The organism is uncultured Campylobacter sp., assembly GCF_938031315.1.
In the GTDB taxonomy this organism is placed as follows: domain Bacteria; phylum Campylobacterota; class Campylobacteria; order Campylobacterales; family Campylobacteraceae; genus Campylobacter_B.
Window position 1 is genome coordinate 1 of record NZ_CALHHT010000117.1, and the last position, 15902, is coordinate 15902.

At 46.0% G+C, this 15902-nt stretch carries 20 protein-coding genes; all 20 read right to left on the bottom strand.

Going from position 1 to position 15902, the window contains the following annotated elements; translation table 11 throughout:
• Positions 1–343 precede the first annotated feature (343 nt).
• Positions 344–1093 (bottom strand): ATP-binding protein, encoded by a 750-nt coding sequence (locus Q0236_RS03255; protein WP_297915108.1) that lies wholly within the window; start codon positions 1091–1093, stop codon positions 344–346.
• Complete coding sequence (locus tag Q0236_RS03260) at positions 1090–1788, bottom strand: 5'-methylthioadenosine/adenosylhomocysteine nucleosidase (protein WP_297881193.1); 699 nt, start codon at positions 1786–1788, stop codon at positions 1090–1092. The genes Q0236_RS03255 and Q0236_RS03260 overlap by 4 nt, the downstream gene beginning before the upstream one ends.
• Entirely contained in the window at positions 1785–2729 is a 945-nt protein-coding gene (gene fabD, locus Q0236_RS03265) for an ACP S-malonyltransferase (RefSeq protein WP_297915111.1), read from the bottom strand. The genes Q0236_RS03260 and fabD overlap by 4 nt, the downstream gene beginning before the upstream one ends.
• Positions 2730–2737: 8 nt before the next feature.
• Positions 2738–3385 (bottom strand): FKBP-type peptidyl-prolyl cis-trans isomerase, encoded by a 648-nt coding sequence (locus Q0236_RS03270; protein WP_297915114.1) that lies wholly within the window; start codon positions 3383–3385, stop codon positions 2738–2740.
• A 49-nt stretch (positions 3386–3434) separates the two neighbouring features.
• Positions 3435–4295, bottom strand: coding sequence for a tetratricopeptide repeat protein (locus tag Q0236_RS03275; protein ID WP_297915117.1), 861 nt, complete (start codon positions 4293–4295; stop codon positions 3435–3437).
• Positions 4255–4728 (bottom strand): OmpA family protein, encoded by a 474-nt coding sequence (locus Q0236_RS03280; protein ID WP_297915120.1) that lies wholly within the window; start codon positions 4726–4728, stop codon positions 4255–4257. Before Q0236_RS03280 ends, Q0236_RS03275 begins: the two co-directional genes overlap by 41 nt.
• A gap of 55 nt (positions 4729–4783) precedes the next feature.
• Positions 4784–6031 (bottom strand): Tol-Pal system protein TolB, encoded by a 1248-nt coding sequence (gene tolB, locus Q0236_RS03285; protein WP_177389413.1) that lies wholly within the window; start codon positions 6029–6031, stop codon positions 4784–4786.
• A gap of 15 nt (positions 6032–6046) precedes the next feature.
• Positions 6047–6442 carry a TonB C-terminal domain-containing protein gene (locus tag Q0236_RS03290; RefSeq protein ID WP_297900620.1) on the bottom strand — a complete coding sequence of 132 codons (396 nt, stop codon included), beginning with the start codon at positions 6440–6442 and terminating at the stop codon, positions 6047–6049.
• 18 nt (positions 6443–6460) lie between these two features.
• On the bottom strand, positions 6461–7441 hold the full coding sequence (locus Q0236_RS03295) for a TonB C-terminal domain-containing protein (RefSeq protein ID WP_297915123.1): 981 nt from the start codon (positions 7439–7441) through the stop codon (positions 6461–6463).
• Positions 7434–7832 carry a biopolymer transporter ExbD gene (locus Q0236_RS03300; protein WP_005869629.1) on the bottom strand — a complete coding sequence of 133 codons (399 nt, stop codon included), beginning with the start codon at positions 7830–7832 and terminating at the stop codon, positions 7434–7436. The genes Q0236_RS03295 and Q0236_RS03300 overlap by 8 nt, the downstream gene beginning before the upstream one ends.
• Complete coding sequence (locus Q0236_RS03305; RefSeq protein ID WP_297915126.1) at positions 7832–8407, bottom strand: MotA/TolQ/ExbB proton channel family protein; 576 nt, start codon at positions 8405–8407, stop codon at positions 7832–7834. The genes Q0236_RS03300 and Q0236_RS03305 overlap by 1 nt, the downstream gene beginning before the upstream one ends.
• 2 nt (positions 8408–8409) lie before the next feature.
• Positions 8410–8814 carry an ATP synthase F1 subunit epsilon gene (atpC, locus tag Q0236_RS03310; RefSeq protein ID WP_297915129.1) on the bottom strand — a complete coding sequence of 135 codons (405 nt, stop codon included), beginning with the start codon at positions 8812–8814 and terminating at the stop codon, positions 8410–8412.
• A 10-nt stretch (positions 8815–8824) separates the two neighbouring features.
• Complete coding sequence (atpD, locus tag Q0236_RS03315) at positions 8825–10222, bottom strand: F0F1 ATP synthase subunit beta (protein WP_295151010.1); 1398 nt, start codon at positions 10220–10222, stop codon at positions 8825–8827.
• Between the two features lie 11 nt (positions 10223–10233).
• A complete protein-coding gene (gene atpG / locus Q0236_RS03320; protein WP_297915132.1) occupies positions 10234–11142 on the bottom strand; it encodes an ATP synthase F1 subunit gamma in 909 nt (302 codons plus the stop codon).
• Between the two features lie 12 nt (positions 11143–11154).
• The gene (atpA, locus tag Q0236_RS03325; RefSeq protein ID WP_297915135.1) at positions 11155–12669 is read right to left on the bottom strand and encodes a F0F1 ATP synthase subunit alpha; all 1515 of its coding nucleotides are present in this window, start codon (positions 12667–12669) and stop codon (positions 11155–11157) included.
• A gap of 11 nt (positions 12670–12680) precedes the next feature.
• Entirely contained in the window at positions 12681–13211 is a 531-nt protein-coding gene (locus Q0236_RS03330) for a F0F1 ATP synthase subunit delta (RefSeq protein WP_297915138.1), read from the bottom strand.
• The gene (locus tag Q0236_RS03335) at positions 13211–13726 is read right to left on the bottom strand and encodes a F0F1 ATP synthase subunit B (protein ID WP_297915141.1); all 516 of its coding nucleotides are present in this window, start codon (positions 13724–13726) and stop codon (positions 13211–13213) included. The genes Q0236_RS03330 and Q0236_RS03335 overlap by 1 nt, the downstream gene beginning before the upstream one ends.
• A gap of 10 nt (positions 13727–13736) precedes the next feature.
• Positions 13737–14159 (bottom strand): F0F1 ATP synthase subunit B', encoded by a 423-nt coding sequence (locus tag Q0236_RS03340; protein ID WP_297900601.1) that lies wholly within the window; start codon positions 14157–14159, stop codon positions 13737–13739.
• A 74-nt stretch (positions 14160–14233) separates the two neighbouring features.
• Complete coding sequence (locus Q0236_RS03345) at positions 14234–15097, bottom strand: ParB/RepB/Spo0J family partition protein (RefSeq protein ID WP_297915144.1); 864 nt, start codon at positions 15095–15097, stop codon at positions 14234–14236.
• Positions 15085–15876 carry a ParA family protein gene (locus Q0236_RS03350; protein ID WP_297900595.1) on the bottom strand — a complete coding sequence of 264 codons (792 nt, stop codon included), beginning with the start codon at positions 15874–15876 and terminating at the stop codon, positions 15085–15087. The genes Q0236_RS03345 and Q0236_RS03350 overlap by 13 nt, the downstream gene beginning before the upstream one ends.
• Between the last annotated feature and the right edge of the window lie 26 nt (positions 15877–15902).

Here is a 15902-nt window from a genome sequence, read left to right on the forward strand (position 1 = left end):
CGGAATGGGGGGGGGTAACTGTTCGCGCAGTTCGTGCGCACAGCTTCGGACGCAGAAGTACGCCACTCTAGCGCGCAGTCGGACGTAGGAGGATAGCTATTCGCTGTGGCTCGTGCACAGCTTCGGACGCAGGAGCGCAATCGCTCGTGCTGCAGCTTAAACGCAGTGATCCAACGCTCGCGCTGCGGCTCGCGGTTCGTTCGAGCACAGGGAGACAACTGCTCTTGCGTGTGTCAGGCTCATTCAAGCCGAAAAATCGAACTAGGCGTACGAAACTCATGTTATCGCAAGAACTGCGCGCTTTGAATTCGCTTGAGCGGAGGAGTACAGACCGCTTAAAATTTTAAAATTTAGGCTCGAAAAAAGTATCTTCGTGGATGTTGGCAAAGGCGGCTTGCAGGCTGATAAAAAACCTCGGATGAGCTTTTTCATACTGCGCCAGAAGCTCTTTCGTAGCGGCGCGCGCGGTGGGTTCCTTGCCGCCGTATTGCCTCGCGGGACAGACATCCTCCTCGCGCATGATCGGAAGCTCGTTATCTCTGGCGCAGGCGGCGATTTGGCGCTCGCGCACAAGAATGAACGGACGGATGATCACAAGCCCGTTTTCGGCGACATAGCGCGGAGCGAGAGTGCGAAGCGCGCCGTTGAAGGTGAAATTCATAAAAAAGCTCTCCGCGGCGTCATCGAGGTGGTGGGCGATGGCGATCTTATTAAAGCCGTGTTCGAGCGCGTAGGAGTAGATGTATCCGCGCCTCATACGCGAGCAAAAGCTGCAAAACGTGGTGTTTGCGCGGATCTTTTCCTTGCCGAATTCAAAAATTTTAGTATCGATTATCTCGTAGGGGATCTCGTGCTCTTTAAAATGCGCGCTTATCTCGCGCAGATCCTCGCCGATACCGTAAGTAACGGTGACGGCTCGAAACTCCCAATCTAGCGGGCTTACGCTTTGGAAATACTTCAGCACGTGCGCCAGGCTCATGCTGTCCTTGCCGCCGCTAAGAGCTAGTAAAATTTTATCGCCGCGCTCAAACATCTTGTATTTGGCGTTAGTTTGTCCGACGCGGCGAAGTAGCTTTTTGGAGAGGTTTATCATAACCTTTCGATCATTTTTAGGACGAAATTTGCGCTCGTTTGCGCGCTTTTTACCATAAACTCGTCAAAATCGAACTCGGCTTTGTGTCCCGCCTCGTCGCTTATCGCGCGCAGCACGCAAAACGGCACGCCCAGCGCGTCGCACACCTGCGCTACGCTCGCTCCCTCCATCTCGACCGCGCTCGCGTCAAACGTCCGCTCGATCCAGCTCTTGCGCTCCTCACCGCTTACGAACTGATCGCCGCTAGCGATGACGCCCGATTTTAGCGTGATGCCTAGCTGCTCGGCGACGCTTTGCGCGATAGAATTTAGCTTCGCGTCGGTTTGAACCGAAATTTTACTTCCCGGCACGAATCCGTGCGGATGCCCAAACGCCGTGATGTCCAGATCGTGCTGCACGAGCGCGGTAGCGTATAAAATTTCGCCGATCTTAATGCCGCGCTTCAAAGCCCCCGCGACGCCCGTAAAAATGAGCGCGCGCGCGCCGAATCTCTCGATCATAACCGTAGCGGTCAGGGCGGAATTTACCTTGCCGATCTTCGAATACGCGATCACGAGATCGTGGCCGTTAAGCTTAGCGGCGTAGAATTTATTATTCGCGTGCTCCACAGCCTCCACGCTCACGCCCCGCTCGCGCAGCGCGGACAGCAGCGGCTCGATCTCTTCGGGCATGGCGCCTAAGATCGCTACTTTCATCCATTCTCCTTTGCAAATTTTAGAAACTCGTCTAGGCTCGCAAGATCCGTGATGCTGAAAGTCGGCTTTTGCGTGATCTTTTTGTTTATCCCTTTTAAAACCGTCGCGCCGAACTCGACGAAGCAGTCCGCCTCACCCTCATAATTTTTGATACTTTGCTTGTAAAGCACAGGGCCAATAAGCTGGGCTTTCAGCAGCTCTAGCGCTTCGGATTTCGTCGTGTATGCGCGCGCTGTGGCATTAGCGACGACGGGGGCAAAGCTCTCTTTTAACGCGGGGCGCAAAAATTCCAAAAGCTCGTCGCTAGCACTCCCTAGCATCGGGCAGTGGCTCGCGACGCTCATATTAAGTAGCATTGCGCGCTTTGCGCCCGCGGCTTTAAACTCGCCTTCAAGCGCTGCGAGATCATCTTTTTTGCCAGCGACTACGATCTGCCCGTCGCAGTTATAATTCGCCGCCCAAACCTGCTTGCCTGCGCTCGTCGCATCCGCGCAAATTTTTTCAACCGCCTCGTCGGCAAGAGCCAAGATCACCATCATTCCGGCACCTTTGCCCTCGCAGGCGCTCTGCATAAGCCTGCCGCGAATATTTACTAGCTTTAGCATCTGCTTCGGCTCTATTCCTCCCGCAGCGCTTAGCGCGCTAAACTCGCCCAGTGAGTGTCCGAGTAAAAACTGCGGAGCGATGCTAAGCTTTTCTTGATCCAGCCTTTCTTGTAGCGCCGCAAGCGCCATCATGGAATTTAATGCAATCGCAGGCTGCGTAAATTCCGAAACGTCGAGCTTGTCGTTAGGCTCAAATAGTAAATTTTTAAAATCGATGCCCGTAAAGTCTGAAGCCTCATCCAAAAGCGCGCGCGCAGGATCGGAGCTCTCGTAAAACTCCATGCCCATGCCTACGCTTTGGCAGCCCTGTCCGGGGAAGATAAAAGCAAATTTCATAAAAAATCCTAATGTTCGTGATGGTGCCCGCCGCAGCACTCGTGATCTTTCCCGTGATCGTGGCCCCCGCAGCATTCATGACCGTCTGCATGCCCATGGCCTCCGCAACACTCGTGATCCTCTGCGTGATCGTGTCCGTGTCCGCCGCAGCACTCGTGTCCCTCGTGATGGCTGTGTCCGCAGCCGCAGCTGTGCGCACCCTCCGGCTGGCCGGTAAGAATTTCGTCCGCCGTCGCTTCTCGGTTCTCGACGATTTTTACGTTAAATTCCAGCTCTTTGCCCGCGAATGGATGGTTAAAGTCGATGGTGACATCCTGCTCGCCGATAGCTTTGACGCTCACGCGGGTAGTCGCGCCGTCCTCCGCCTGACCGAAAAGCTCCATACCGACGACCAGATCGATGCCCGCAAACTGCTCTTTAGGCAGGATCTGCACGGCATCCTCTCTATACTCGCCGACCCCGTCGCTCGGGCTTATGCGAACCGTTTTGCTCTCGCCCGCTTGTAGATTTAAAATTTCATCTTCCAGCTTTTGGATGATTTGATCTTTACCGCTAAGAAAGGCGATCGGGTCGGAGTTTAAATTTGACTCTAAAATTTCACCGGTTTTGCCGTCTTTTAGCTCATAATGCATCTTTATAACTCGGTTGTTAGCCATAGTTTTCTCCTGTTTAGAATTTTATTTTGAGTTTGTATTTAAATTTAGATTATCTAGTGGACGCAGCTTTAGCTTCTTTGGAGTCTGGATATGAAGCCTTTAACGCTTTGTAGAATTTATCTGCGCTGTCTTTATCGCCGATCTTATCGAAGCTGATCGCGGTATGATAAAGAAGTTTTGGGGTGTAGTCTTGGCTCTCGTTGTGCGAGATGCTCTTTTTATAATAGTTTATCGCTTCTGCGTATGAGCCGGAAAAATATGAAATTTCGCCCAGCATATAGTTTGCCTTCGCCGGCTTGTAATTTTTGGATACTAGATAGGTGTAGCGCTCTTTTGCGCCGGAATAGTCTTTTTTAGAATATAAAGCGTCGGCCTCTTTCAACACTGAAGCCTGATCTTTTGATTTAAAATCGGAATCTGTTTTTGTGCTAGCGGGAGCCGGAGCAGTGCCTGCGTCTAATTCAGCGTTTTTTTTTACGCTGCCGCCGCTGCCTAATTTTTTATTGATCTCTGCGATTTGAGCTTTTATAGTAGCGATATCTCGTTTCATCTGATCTAGCTCGCTGCTGCCTTGGCTTTTGCCAGTAGCGCGAATTTCTAGATCTGCCACCCTATTTTCCAGGTTCGAAATTTTAGAATTTGTTCCTTCAAGAACGCTTCGCAAACCTTCGACACTCTCGCGTGTATTATCTACACTAGTTTGCATTTCGCTTATACGCTTGCGGTTATCGCGCAATACTTGCTCGTTTTCAGTTAGTCCGTAAGAGCTGCCTGAATCAATATTGCCAGCATCAAATGCAGAAGTTTCTGCATTTAAAAAAGTGGCAGCTCCCAAAAGAGCCGCCACCGTGAAATTTTTAAATTTCAAATTAGAATCCAACTTTGAATTCGTCGCGTCTGTTTTGAGCATCGCACTCTTTAGAATGCTCTGTGCAAACCATATTGCTTTCGCCGTAGCTTACTACGGAAATTCTGCTCTCATTTACGCCTTGAGCAACCAATGCGTCTTTAGCTGCAGTAGCTCTCTTTAGACCAAGAGCATAGTTGTACTCATCAGAACCCCACTCATCGCAGTTACCCTCAACTTTAACGGTTAGAGACTCTGCGCCTGCTTGGTTGAATAGAGCTGCATTGTTATTGATTGTGCCTTGTTGATCGGCTCTAATATTAAATTTATCAAAGTCGAAATAAACAGTGCCAACTTCACTTTGGATCTGAGATGCCAAAGCAGCTAGTCTATCTGCATTACTTGTGCTTGTAGTATCGGCCTCTGGGGTCTTTTTAGAACAACCGCTCAATAATAGAGCAGCAACTGCTATCGAAGATAAAACTAAATGTTTCATTTTCTATCCTTTCAAAAAAAATTGAAGTCATTATATCACGAGATTTTTTAATATTTTACCAATCAACCGATTGAATTTTACCCACTCTTAACGGAAATTGGAAACTTTTATTCTCGTTAACTCTGATAATACCTACCGAGCTTCCGCTGCCGTCTTGCTTGATAAACATAATGCTGCCGCCATCGCTAGAAAATCTAGGAAACATATTTTTGCCGCTAGCCGTTAACTGGCGAATCATATCGGTTTGAGTTGAGATTAAATATATATTAAATCCGCCCCCGCCGTCGCGACTAGAGTAAGTAACATAATTGCCATTTGTGCTGATGGAGTTATTATTTTTGCCGTGATAGACGAGCTGCTGAACGTTACCGCCGTTTATGCTAGTGGCAAATACGTTTGGATAACCTAAACGATCGCTCACAAAAGCCACGCGCGAATCGCCGTCGATAAAATTTCCATTTACATCAATGCCAGCGTAATCGGTAATTTGCTTAGCGCTGCCCGAGGCTATATCATACAAATAAATATCGGGTTGATCTTTAGGCGCATTGGTAATTAGAAGCTTTCTGCCGTCGGCACTTACATCCGAAGCTATTGTCATGCCGTGACCGGTAAAAATTTTACTTTTGCTACCGTTGGATAGATTAAATTTATAGATAGCGGGCGTATTTTTATTGACGTAATAGGTGTAATAAAATTCGTTCTGCGCCGCGCTTGCCCATTTAGGGAAGATATTTAATCCGCCGCGAAGCACCACCTGCTGGTAGGTAAGCGTATAGTCAGCCACCATGATCTCACTCTCACGCGTCGAAGTGTAGCGAGAGAGCAAAATCATCTCCTTCATCCAATCGACGTTTGAGTACCCTAGCTGCTTGACGATCTCAGATACCGCCATATGGGCTAAAAACGGATATTTCTCGGCATTTGATAGCGTAAAGCTCTTCTCGTACATCACCCTGCCGCTGTTTGCCTCAAGCACTTTGGCTTTTAGGCTCATCGGCGAGCTTTTATCACTTACCGCGTAGCGCACGATAAGAGCGGCACCGCTAGAGCCTAGATTGTCGGAAGCGCCCGCATCATAGCTACTTTGTAGATACTCGTCGCTGACCTCGAAAGTGGCGCCGACCTTTAGATCGCCCACCATAAGTTTAAAGAATTTGTTGCCAAATTCTGAATTTGCAAGGTTCGATGCATCCTGAACAACGATTTTAGGGAGATTTACCCCTTCGTTTACGATAGACATAGTCGCATCTGCCGCGAAAATGCTACTACAAAATGCAAGAATCAAAAGTAGTTTCTTCATCTTTTCTCCTTAAATTTAATTTGCTACGTCGGATAATACCATTTCAAATGTGTGAGATTTATTATCCGGTGATTTTGGAAAGCTTCGCTTAGGAAGCTCATCTAAAAATTTCCTTAGCTTTTGGTTAAATTCTGTGCTACGCCCAAGCTCTAAAATTTGATAATTTAAAACTCGTCCATTGTTGCTAAATTCTATGCGGACTCTAGCCTCATCGGAAATGCCTGCTTGATACTTCGTCCATAGAGCTTGCAATTTCGACGCCATCTGCGAAAAATAAGCATCTAGCTCCTTTGAAATTTGAATTTTACCAGATTTTTGCGAAACGGAATTTCTTTCATAAGTAAAATTCTGTTCCGAATCCGTCGCAAAAAGCATACAGCAAAACGCAAAAATACAAAAAAGTCTCTTCACTTTTTTTCCTTACAAATTCTAATTTGTCTTCATTACGTCGGACATCCTAGTATCAATCTCGTGCGACGCTCCGTCGGGAGATTTCGGGAAACTCTGAGTCGATAGATTATCCAAAAAATCTCGCAACTTCTGGTTAAATTCAGTCTCTCGCCCCAACTCTATAATAGTATAATCCGCCACTCGCCCATCTGCGCTAAAGACTATTTTAATCCTTGCGTCGTCCTTCGCGGTTGCCACATATCTGCTCCATAGAACTTGAAGCTTCTTCTCGATAGCGCCGTAATAAGCGTTATACTCGCCCGTCCTTTGCGTCCTGCCGCCAAGCTTATCGGATTTGACCACAGCATTTTTAGATGCCGCTTTATCCTTAGCACTAGAGGTGGCGGTTTCTTTATCGGACTTTTTGTTACTCTGAACGGCGTCGCTAGCTTTAGCGCTCTCCTCAAGCTTCTTATTATCCTTAGTCGTATCCGAAAAAAGATCGCTCAAGCTCGGTTTTTCCTCTTTTTTTGGCTCCGGCTTAGTTTCCTCTTTTTTCTCTACTACTTTTTCGGAAGGTTTATCTTCCAACTTAGGCTCAGGCTTGGGCTCCTCTTTTTTGGGCTCAGCTTTAGGCTCGTCCTTTTTAGGTTCCGGCTTCGGCTCTTCCTTCGGCTTTTCGGGCTCTTTCGGCTTTGCCTGCACCGGAGGTGACGGAACTATTTGCGCCGTAGTCTTAATTTTATCCTCCGGCACGTCCTTAGTATTCTTATTTTCAAACTCGCCCTGCTTCGTTTCTTTAGCGATTTCAGGCGCGGACGGAAGTTTATCATCTATTTCGAAATCAAAAGTAACATCCATATAATCGTTGGGATTGTCAGTATATTTTTTAAATTTTTCCTGCGGCTTTGAAATTTGATATAAAAGAACAAAAATCACCAGTAGATAGGCAAAAAGGGCGATTAAAAACGATTTAAAATTATCGTATTTAACCCCCGTAAAATTTGAATAATTAGCCATTTGTTTGAAGTGCGACTTTTGTAAAACCCGCTTGTTTTAAGCTTTTTAAGACAAACATTACATCGTCATAAACGAGTCTCTTGTCGGCTTGGATATAGACGGGTTTTTCCAAGCTATACTTGCCGGTGCCTTTAAGCAGCACGAGATTATCTGGGAATTCAGCTAGGCTCATCGAGCTTTTGTCGATATAAACCTTGCGATCTTCGCCGATACGCACAAGCAAGAATTCCGCGGTATTTTCCGAAACCTGTGCTTTTGAGCCACTAGGCAGTTCGATCTTTTCATCGTAGATAATCGCCGTTTGCGCGACCATTAAAATCGCTAGCAAAACAAGCATAATATCGACGAGCGGAGTGATATTTAACTCTGGATTTTCGTCGAAATTATACATTAAATAGCTTTTCCGGTGTTTGCTTTAAATAGCAAAATATCCGCCGTACGGCTGATGATGCTCATCACTTCGTAGGCTTTGCGTTTGATAAGTAGACTAAAAGTATATGCTGGGATCGCTACGAAAATTCCGCATCCGGTGGCGACTAGCGCCTCGCTGATCGCGGGAGCGATGGTCTCGATACCGGAATTTCCACCGCCAAGCTTCGAAAAGGTATCTAGGATACTAACGACCGTACCGAACAACCCGATAAAAGGCGAGGTAGAAGCGATGATGGATAGCCATGTAAGTCCGCTGGTGGAGTCTCGCTCCGCCTTGCCCTTATAAATAGCGAGAGCCTCTTTTGAAATTTTCTCGGTGTTTATCTTTTGGAAAATGGAGCCGGAAAGTGAAATCCTGCCGCCCATTAAAAGGGATTCTAGCGCTTTAGTTTCGCGATGCTGCCATGCGCTAAGACCCACGTATCTGGAAATCAAGATCGTAAAAGTAACGATAAAATAGATGGATAGCCAAGAAAGCACGAATATAGTAATAAACGTGCTTCTCGTAAAATAACTTAAAATTAGATCTAACATACTTAACTTTGCCTTGCGAATTCGTCTACTCTAGCCATAATCGCCGCAGAATTTGCTGTATCCGAGCTGATTGATGCAAGCAGATCTTTGGCTCGCTGCAAAGACTTTGCGACTGCATTTTCGCTATCGCCGCCTATAGCTACGGCTTGGGTGGCTAAAATAGTAGTTTTTTTCTCATCTACTTCCAAGAATCCATCGTTTACCAAAACAAGCTGCTTTTTGCCATCTCTATCCACGATCTCGACGACTCCGCCTTCGCTTTTGTCTTTAAGTCCCGTTAGTAGGCTCGCATGCCCGGGCAAAACGCCTAGCTCGCCGGTGATACCTGGAAGCTGGACGGATTTAACTTCGCCCGAAAAGACCATCCCTTCGGGCGTAACGATATCTAAAAGCAAAAATTCTTTCATCTTAAAATTCCTATGCTTTCATCTTTTCAGCTTTTGCCACTACCTCGTCGATATTTCCTACCATGTAAAAGGCATTTTCCGGCAGATCGTCGTATTTGCCCTCTAAAATTCCCTTAAATCCGGCGATAGTCTCCTCTAGCGAGATATATTTGCCGGGGCTTCCGGTAAATACCTCGGCGACGAAAAACGGCTGAGATAGGTAGCGCTCGATCTTTCTAGCGCGCTCGACTACGAGTTTATCCTCTTCGCTAAGCTCGTCCATACCCAAAATCGCGATAATGTCTTGCAAATCTTTGTATTTTTGAAGCACTGCCTGGACGCCGCGAGCGACCTTGTAATGCTCCTCGCCGATAATTTGCGGATCAAGCATTCTTGAGGTCGAATCAAGCGGATCGACGGCAGGATAAATTCCTTTTTCGGCGATCGCTCTGTTTAGAACGGTCGTCGCATCAAGGTGCGCAAAAACGGTCGCCGGAGCCGGATCGGTAAGGTCGTCCGCAGGCACGTAAACGGCCTGAACGGAGGTAATGGAGCCCTTCTTAGTAGAAGTAATGCGCTCTTGCAGTTTACCCATTTCGCTAGCAAGCGTAGGCTGATAGCCGACCGCAGATGGAATTCGTCCTAAAAGCGCGGACATCTCCGAACCCGACTGCGAGAAGCGGAAGATATTGTCGATAAACATCAAAACGTCAAGCCCTAGCTCGTCGCGGAAATACTCAGCCATCGTAAGACCGGTTAGCGCGATACGATTTCTCGCTCCCGGCGGCTCGTTCATCTGACCGTAGGTCAAGGCGACTTTATCCAAAACGCCCGATTCTTTCATCTCGTTATAAAGGTCGTTTCCCTCTCTCGTTCGCTCGCCGACACCCGCAAATACGGAGTAGCCGCTATGTTTGAAAGCGACGTTGTGGATTAACTCCATGATGATGACGGTCTTGCCGACGCCAGCACCGCCGAATAAGCCTACCTTGCCGCCCTTCGCGTAAGGGGCTAGCAGATCGACTACCTTAATGCCGGTTTCAAAAATTTCACTCTTCGTGCTTTGATTTTCAAAGCTAGGCGGATCTCTGTGGATCGACCAGCGGGTTTCAAATTTTTCATCCTCGCCTTCGTCGATCAGATCGCCCGTGACATTAAAAATTCTGCCCAAAACCTTCTCGCCCACTGGCACCGTAATAGGCGCGCCAAGAGCCGTAGCCTCAAGTCCTCGCCTCAGTCCATCGCTCATATCCATAGCGATCGTGCGGACGCGATTGTCTCCAAGGTGTGCAGCTACCTCTAGGATCAGCCTGCGATGAGCGCCTTCGACATCAAATTTAACCTCGATAGCTTCATTAATCTTCGGCAAGTAGTCCTTGAAATCGACATCGACCACGGGACCCATTACCTGAGAAATTATTCCTTTCATCCGTTTTCCTTTCATTTCATTGATTCGACGCCGCTTATGATCTCGATAAGCTCAGTCGTGATAGAGCCTTGTCTGGCTTTGTTGTATGCTAAATTTAACTGCGATACGCGTTCTTTGGCGTTATTTGTCGCATTCTCCATAGCGTTCATTCTCGAGCAGTGCTCCGCGGCCAAAGAGTCGATCAGCGCGTAATACATGCTGTAGCTAAGATAGCTCTGGATTAAATTTAACATCAATGTTTCTTCATCCTCAGGACTTTCAACCTCTACTTCCAATGTAGATGTTTTTAAAGCATCCTCACTAATCGCAGGCTCACCGATTGGCACCAACGTATTTACCCGCATCTCTTGGGTAATCATATTCAAATAGCCGTTATGGATAAGTATAACTTCGTCAGTTTTACCTTCATTAAAATCCTTAACCGCGGCTTGGACGATTTCGTTAGCTTTCTCGGACGATGGAGATGAGCTCACGCCGATATATCGCTCCAAAAGCTCAATGCCTTGAAAATCAAAATACTCTATCCCCTTTTTGCCGACGGCGCGAAGGCGAACCTTGATCTTTTTAGCCTTAAGCTCCTCGATCAAAGCTTTGATCTTTTTGATGGTATTGATATTAAAACCGCCACAAAGTCCTTTATCTGCGGTGATAAACAGCAGATCAACCACCTTTACCTCTCGAGTGGTATCAAAAATTCTAAGTTTTTCGTCGTTGCCTGAATTATTACCTACGTAGTTTTTAACGCGCGCAGAAATTTCACCTAAGACCTCGTTAATCTTCACCGCATAAGCTCGCGAGCGCATCGCCGCCTCTTTGGTGTTTTTGAGCTTGACGTTGGAGACCAGCTTCATAGCTTTGGTGGTCTTCTCCGTATTTTTAACGCTCTTGATCTGTAGCTTTATATCTTTTAAATTTGCCATAATTTAGCCCTTTTAAGCGGCAAACGTCGCTTTAAAGTCATTTAATGCCTTGATTAAATTTTCTTCCAGATCTTTTTCTAGGGTTTTTTTGCTTCTGATCTCTTCAAAAATTTCAGGATATTTCGCCTCGATATACGGATAGAGCTCGGCTTCAAATTTACCGATCGAGCTTGCAGGTATATCGTCCAAAAATCCGCGGCTTCCCGCGAAGATGATGACCACTTGATTTTCGACCGGAAGCGGCGAATAAGGAGGCTGTTTTAAAATTTCAACCATTCTTTGTCCGCGATCCAGCTGCTTACGGCTGCTTTCATCCAAGTCGCTCGCAAACTGCGCAAACGCCTGAAGCTCGCGGTATTGAGCAAGATCCAGACGCAAGGTTCCGGATACCTTTTTGATCGCTTTAATCTGCGCAGAACCGCCTACGCGGCTAACGGAAAGACCCACGTTGATCGCAGGACGAATTCCCGAGTTAAATAGACCAGATTCTAGGAAAATTTGACCGTCGGTGATAGAGATGACGTTTGTAGGGATATATGCCGAAACATCACCTGCTTGCGTCTCGATAATAGGAAGTGCCGTTAGGCTGCCTGCGCCGAGTGCGTCGCTTAGCTTACTAGCACGCTCAAGCAAACGGGAGTGTAGATAAAATACGTCGCCAGGATACGCCTCACGTCCTGGCGGACGGCGCAAGATAAGCGACATCTCGCGATATGCGACCGCATGCTTGCTTAAATCATCATATATGATAAGCGCGTGGCGGGAATTATCTCTGAAATACTCACCCATGGTGCAGCCCGAATACGGAGCCAAATACTGAAGCGCGGCTGCCTCGCTAGCACCGGCTGCAACTACGATCGTATAATCCATCGCGCCGTATTCTTCAAGCTTTTTAACGACTTGTGCGACGGTGGATTGTTTCTGACCGATTGCTACATATATGCAGATGACGTCTTGGCCCTTTTGATTGATGATGGTATCAACAGCAACGGTGGTTTTTCCTGTTTGGCGGTCGCCGATGATGAGCTCGCGCTGTCCGCGACCGATCGGCACTAGCGCGTCGATCGCCTTAAGGCCGGTCTGAAGCGGCTCGTGAACGGATTTACGAGCCATAATGCCTTTGGCCTTTTCTTCGACAAATCTAGTATCGCTGGTCTCTATCGCGCCTTTGCCGTCGATCGGTTCGCCTAGAGCGTTTACCACGCGACCTATTAGGGCATCACCTACCGGAACGCGCAAAAGCTTACCCAGTCTTTTAACGCTACTACTTTCGTTAATACCGCTAGTATCGCCTAAAATAACGATGCCGACACTGCTCTCCTCTAAATTTAACGCGATACCACGAGCTCCGTTTTCGAATTCGACCATCTCGTTAGCCATTACGTTTTTTAAGCCGTAAACATTAGCAACACCGTCTGCGACCGAAACGACTTTGCCGGTTTCTTCGATATCAACGCTAAGATCGAAATTTTCGATTCGCTCTTTGATTATGCTACTGATTTCGTCTGCCTTAATTTTCGCGCCCACGCTTTACTCCTTTAAATTGCTTTTAAAATATATTCGCTCATTTTTTGTTTCAATCTATCAACTGAAAAACTAATCTCAAAACCCAAATCCTCGACCTCTATCTTTATACCGTCAAGCTCGCTTTTAACGGGTTGCAGAGTAATATCTGCATTAAATTTCTTTGAAATTTTAGTCTCTAGCTCTTTTATTTTCGCGACGTCTATTTCGGTAGCGGAATAAATTTTACCTAAGTATTTATTATCCAGCGCCGCAATATTCTTGCGCAGTTCCTCGACTATCTGCGGGATTAGTGCAATACGCCTATTCTTAGCTAAAAGTTTAATAAAATTTACGATTTTTTCGCTTGGATTTTTTATAAATGACGCGATAAGTTCCACCTTGGATTCCTCTTTTAGCGTCGGGGATTTCACAATATCTTGGAATTTTGGAATTCTAAATGCACTCGCAGCGCTCTCGAGCGTCTGCAAAACAGAGCATAGTTCATCTTTTTTATAGCTCAGTATCAGGGCGTTTACATATCTTTTTGAGGTGTTATTTATCATCATCCGACCTTTTTCTCTACGATTTTAACCAGTTTGTCTTGACCGAATTTAATGTCGTCCGATGCAAAAACATCATCCAGTATCTCGCTTACGACCTCTTTTTTGATCTTGCGCGCCTCAAAGCTTTTCTGCTCATCGAAAGATTTTTGCAAATTCGCAATCTCTTGCTCGGTCGCATTTTTTATCTTTTCGGCGGCGAACACGATCTCTTTTTTAGCGGTTTCGATTAAAGCTGCGCCTTGAACCTTGGCATCTTGCAGATCTTTTTTAGCTTGCTCTTTGCGAGCTGCAGACTCTTTTAAAATTTTTTGATTAGCCTCAAGTCTAGATGCGATGCCGTTGATTCTACCTTGATATGCTGCTTTTGCGGGACCTTTTAAAAGATAAAACAAAATTCCGAAAAACAAAATGAAATTTATGCTTCGCCACAGCACGTCGTAGTCTTTGACTCCATCGTGCCCACCGTTTGCTAAAACAAACGCCGGAATGATAAATAAAAATAGATATTTTTTCATACTAAAAACCTCATACTTTAGCCACGGCAGTGCTTAGGGCATTTTTAAATTCCGGAATTTTGGCTTGCAAATCATTTTTTAGGTTGCGCTTTTGCTCATCCAAACCGCCTAAGAATTGATCAAAATCCTCCTCCATCGCGGCTTTTTTCTCGGCTATTTCTCTGGCGGCAGCCTGCTTCGCACTATCCATCGCCTCTTGCTTTATTTTAACAGCCTGCAACTTCGCAGCATCCATGATCCTTACGATCTCTGCTTTATCGGCATCTGCATCCTGTGCGTTTTTCATCGCATTTGCCTCATCTTCTTTAATAATAGCTTCTCGCTTTTCCATATGCAAAAGTAACGGTCTATAAAGCTTGATATTTAAGAAGTAAATCAAAGCTAAAAATACGACGATGGTCGTTATCATGGCGGTCAAACTTACGTCTAGCATCGCACCTCCTCTAGGTTAGTTTTAAACAAAATGCGTATTTTACAATATGAAAAATTAAAATACACTATAAAAAATCATCCGATTTTCTTTAAAAACTCGGAAATTTGTAAAATTTCGCTAAATTCGATCGAAATTTTACGCTCTTTGATACTTATTTTACCAAATTGATCAAGCTTGGCCTTTAGCTTTAAAAGCTCAGGCTTGAAGCTTTGAAATTCCACGCCAGGTTTTTTCTCTTTTGGAACGGTTTTATCTTTGAGCTTTTTGACTAAAGTTTCAGTATCTCTTACGCTTAGACGCTGTCCTAAAATGGTATTTAGCGCTAAAATTTGATCCTCTTTTTCGAGTCCAACCATTATCTTGGCGTGCCCTTGCGAAATTTTATCTGCGCTTATGGCGTCTTGCACTTCGGAGCATAAATTTAAAAGTCTTAGCGTGTTGGTAATCTGCGTGCGGGACTTTTTGATGATGTCGGCTAACTCCTCTTGCGTGATCCTATATTCGCCGATGAGCTCCTTATAGGACTTAGCAAGCTCGATAGGATTTAGATCCTCGCGCTGGATATTTTCGATGAGGGCAAGCTCTCTTAAATTTTGAGATTTTATGTCCGCGACTACGGCTTTGATTTTACTCTCGCCCAAAAGCTTCGTCGCTCTTAGGCGTCGCTCGCCGGCGATAAGGACGTAAGAATCATCTTTTTGAATAACAATGATAGGCTGAATAAGCCCGTGGCGGGCGATGCTCTCGCTTAGCTGCCTAAGTGCCTCCTCATCGAAGCTTTGACGCGGTTGATATGGATTTGGCTCGATTTTATCGACATCGATTTCGATAACTAAGCTATCGGCATTTCCGCTTTCTAGCTCCCTGTTATAGGAGCTTTCTACGTCGTCTAAAATCGCACCGAGCCCACGCCCGAGCGCTCTTTTTACCTTGCCCATTTTTGCTCCATTATGGATTTAGCGAGGTCTTGATAGGCGATGGAGCCGGCGGATTTTATATCGTATAAAACCACCGGCTTGCCAAAGCTTGGGCTTTCGGCTAGCTTAATATTGCGCGGAATGATGACTAGATCATCACTCTTGCCGATACGAAAGAGCTTATCATCAAAATACTCGCGTAAATTCGCGACCGTTTCTTTGGCTAGATTGTTTTGCAAACTATACATCGTAGGCAAAAATCCGCGAATTTTTAAATTTTTATTGAGCGTTTGCTTGACGACTTTTACGGTATTTAGGATCAGCGCGACGCCTTCAAGTGCATAGAATTCGCACTGAATCGGGATGATGACGCTATCGCTTGCGACCAAGGCATTTACCGTAATGCTACCGAGCGTCGGCGGCGAATCTATGATGATGAAATCGTATCTGTCCTTAACCTCCGAAATTTTATTTTTTAGCATTAGTTTGAAGTCTTTCTCTTCACTTACTTCGCGCTCGATGCCTACAAGTCCGATATTTGACGGCACTAAATCCATAAACTCAAGTTCGGTCTTTTGGATCACTTCGGACATGCCCTTACGCCCCGTTAGGACGTGATAAATGTTAAATTCAAAGTCGCTGCGGTTAAAGCCAAGCCCGGTCGTAGCGTTCGCCTGAGGGTCTACGTCGATCAGTAGGACCCGCTTTTTCTTTATCGCTAGCGACGCAGCAAGATTAACCGCTGTGGTCGTCTTTCCGACGCCGCCTTTTTGATTTGCAATCGTAATTACTTCACTCATCTTAAAGCATAAACCCTTTCTTCATT

What these genes read in the sequence shown, in the direction of transcription:
- Q0236_RS03330 (WP_297915138.1), bottom strand. Translation starts at nt 13,211, where the DNA reads ATGATAAATAACACCTCAAAAAGATATGTAAACGCCCTGATACTGAGC.
- atpG (WP_297915132.1), bottom strand. Translation starts at nt 11,142, where the DNA reads ATGGCAAATTTAAAAGATATAAAGCTACAGATCAAGAGCGTTAAAAAT.
- Q0236_RS03255 (WP_297915108.1), bottom strand. Translation starts at nt 1,093, where the DNA reads ATGATAAACCTCTCCAAAAAGCTACTTCGCCGCGTCGGACAAACTAAC.
- fabD (WP_297915111.1), bottom strand. Translation starts at nt 2,729, where the DNA reads ATGAAATTTGCTTTTATCTTCCCCGGACAGGGCTGCCAAAGCGTAGGC.
- Q0236_RS03350 (WP_297900595.1), bottom strand. Translation starts at nt 15,876, where the DNA reads ATGAGTGAAGTAATTACGATTGCAAATCAAAAAGGCGGCGTCGGAAAG.
- Q0236_RS03270 (WP_297915114.1), bottom strand. Translation starts at nt 3,385, where the DNA reads ATGGCTAACAACCGAGTTATAAAGATGCATTATGAGCTAAAAGACGGC.
- Q0236_RS03345 (WP_297915144.1), bottom strand. Translation starts at nt 15,097, where the DNA reads ATGGGCAAGGTAAAAAGAGCGCTCGGGCGTGGGCTCGGTGCGATTTTA.
- Q0236_RS03335 (WP_297915141.1), bottom strand. Translation starts at nt 13,726, where the DNA reads ATGAAAAAATATCTATTTTTATTTATCATTCCGGCGTTTGTTTTAGCA.
- atpC (WP_297915129.1), bottom strand. Translation starts at nt 8,814, where the DNA reads ATGAAAGAATTTTTGCTTTTAGATATCGTTACGCCCGAAGGGATGGTC.
- atpD (WP_295151010.1), bottom strand. Translation starts at nt 10,222, where the DNA reads ATGAAAGGAATAATTTCTCAGGTAATGGGTCCCGTGGTCGATGTCGAT.
- tolB (WP_177389413.1), bottom strand. Translation starts at nt 6,031, where the DNA reads ATGAAGAAACTACTTTTGATTCTTGCATTTTGTAGTAGCATTTTCGCG.
- Q0236_RS03295 (WP_297915123.1), bottom strand. Translation starts at nt 7,441, where the DNA reads ATGGCTAATTATTCAAATTTTACGGGGGTTAAATACGATAATTTTAAA.
- Q0236_RS03305 (WP_297915126.1), bottom strand. Translation starts at nt 8,407, where the DNA reads ATGTTAGATCTAATTTTAAGTTATTTTACGAGAAGCACGTTTATTACT.
- Q0236_RS03260 (WP_297881193.1), bottom strand. Translation starts at nt 1,788, where the DNA reads ATGAAAGTAGCGATCTTAGGCGCCATGCCCGAAGAGATCGAGCCGCTG.
- Q0236_RS03280 (WP_297915120.1), bottom strand. Translation starts at nt 4,728, where the DNA reads ATGAAACATTTAGTTTTATCTTCGATAGCAGTTGCTGCTCTATTATTG.
- Q0236_RS03275 (WP_297915117.1), bottom strand. Translation starts at nt 4,295, where the DNA reads ATGCTCAAAACAGACGCGACGAATTCAAAGTTGGATTCTAATTTGAAA.
- Q0236_RS03300 (WP_005869629.1), bottom strand. Translation starts at nt 7,832, where the DNA reads ATGTATAATTTCGACGAAAATCCAGAGTTAAATATCACTCCGCTCGTC.
- Q0236_RS03340 (WP_297900601.1), bottom strand. Translation starts at nt 14,159, where the DNA reads ATGCTAGACGTAAGTTTGACCGCCATGATAACGACCATCGTCGTATTT.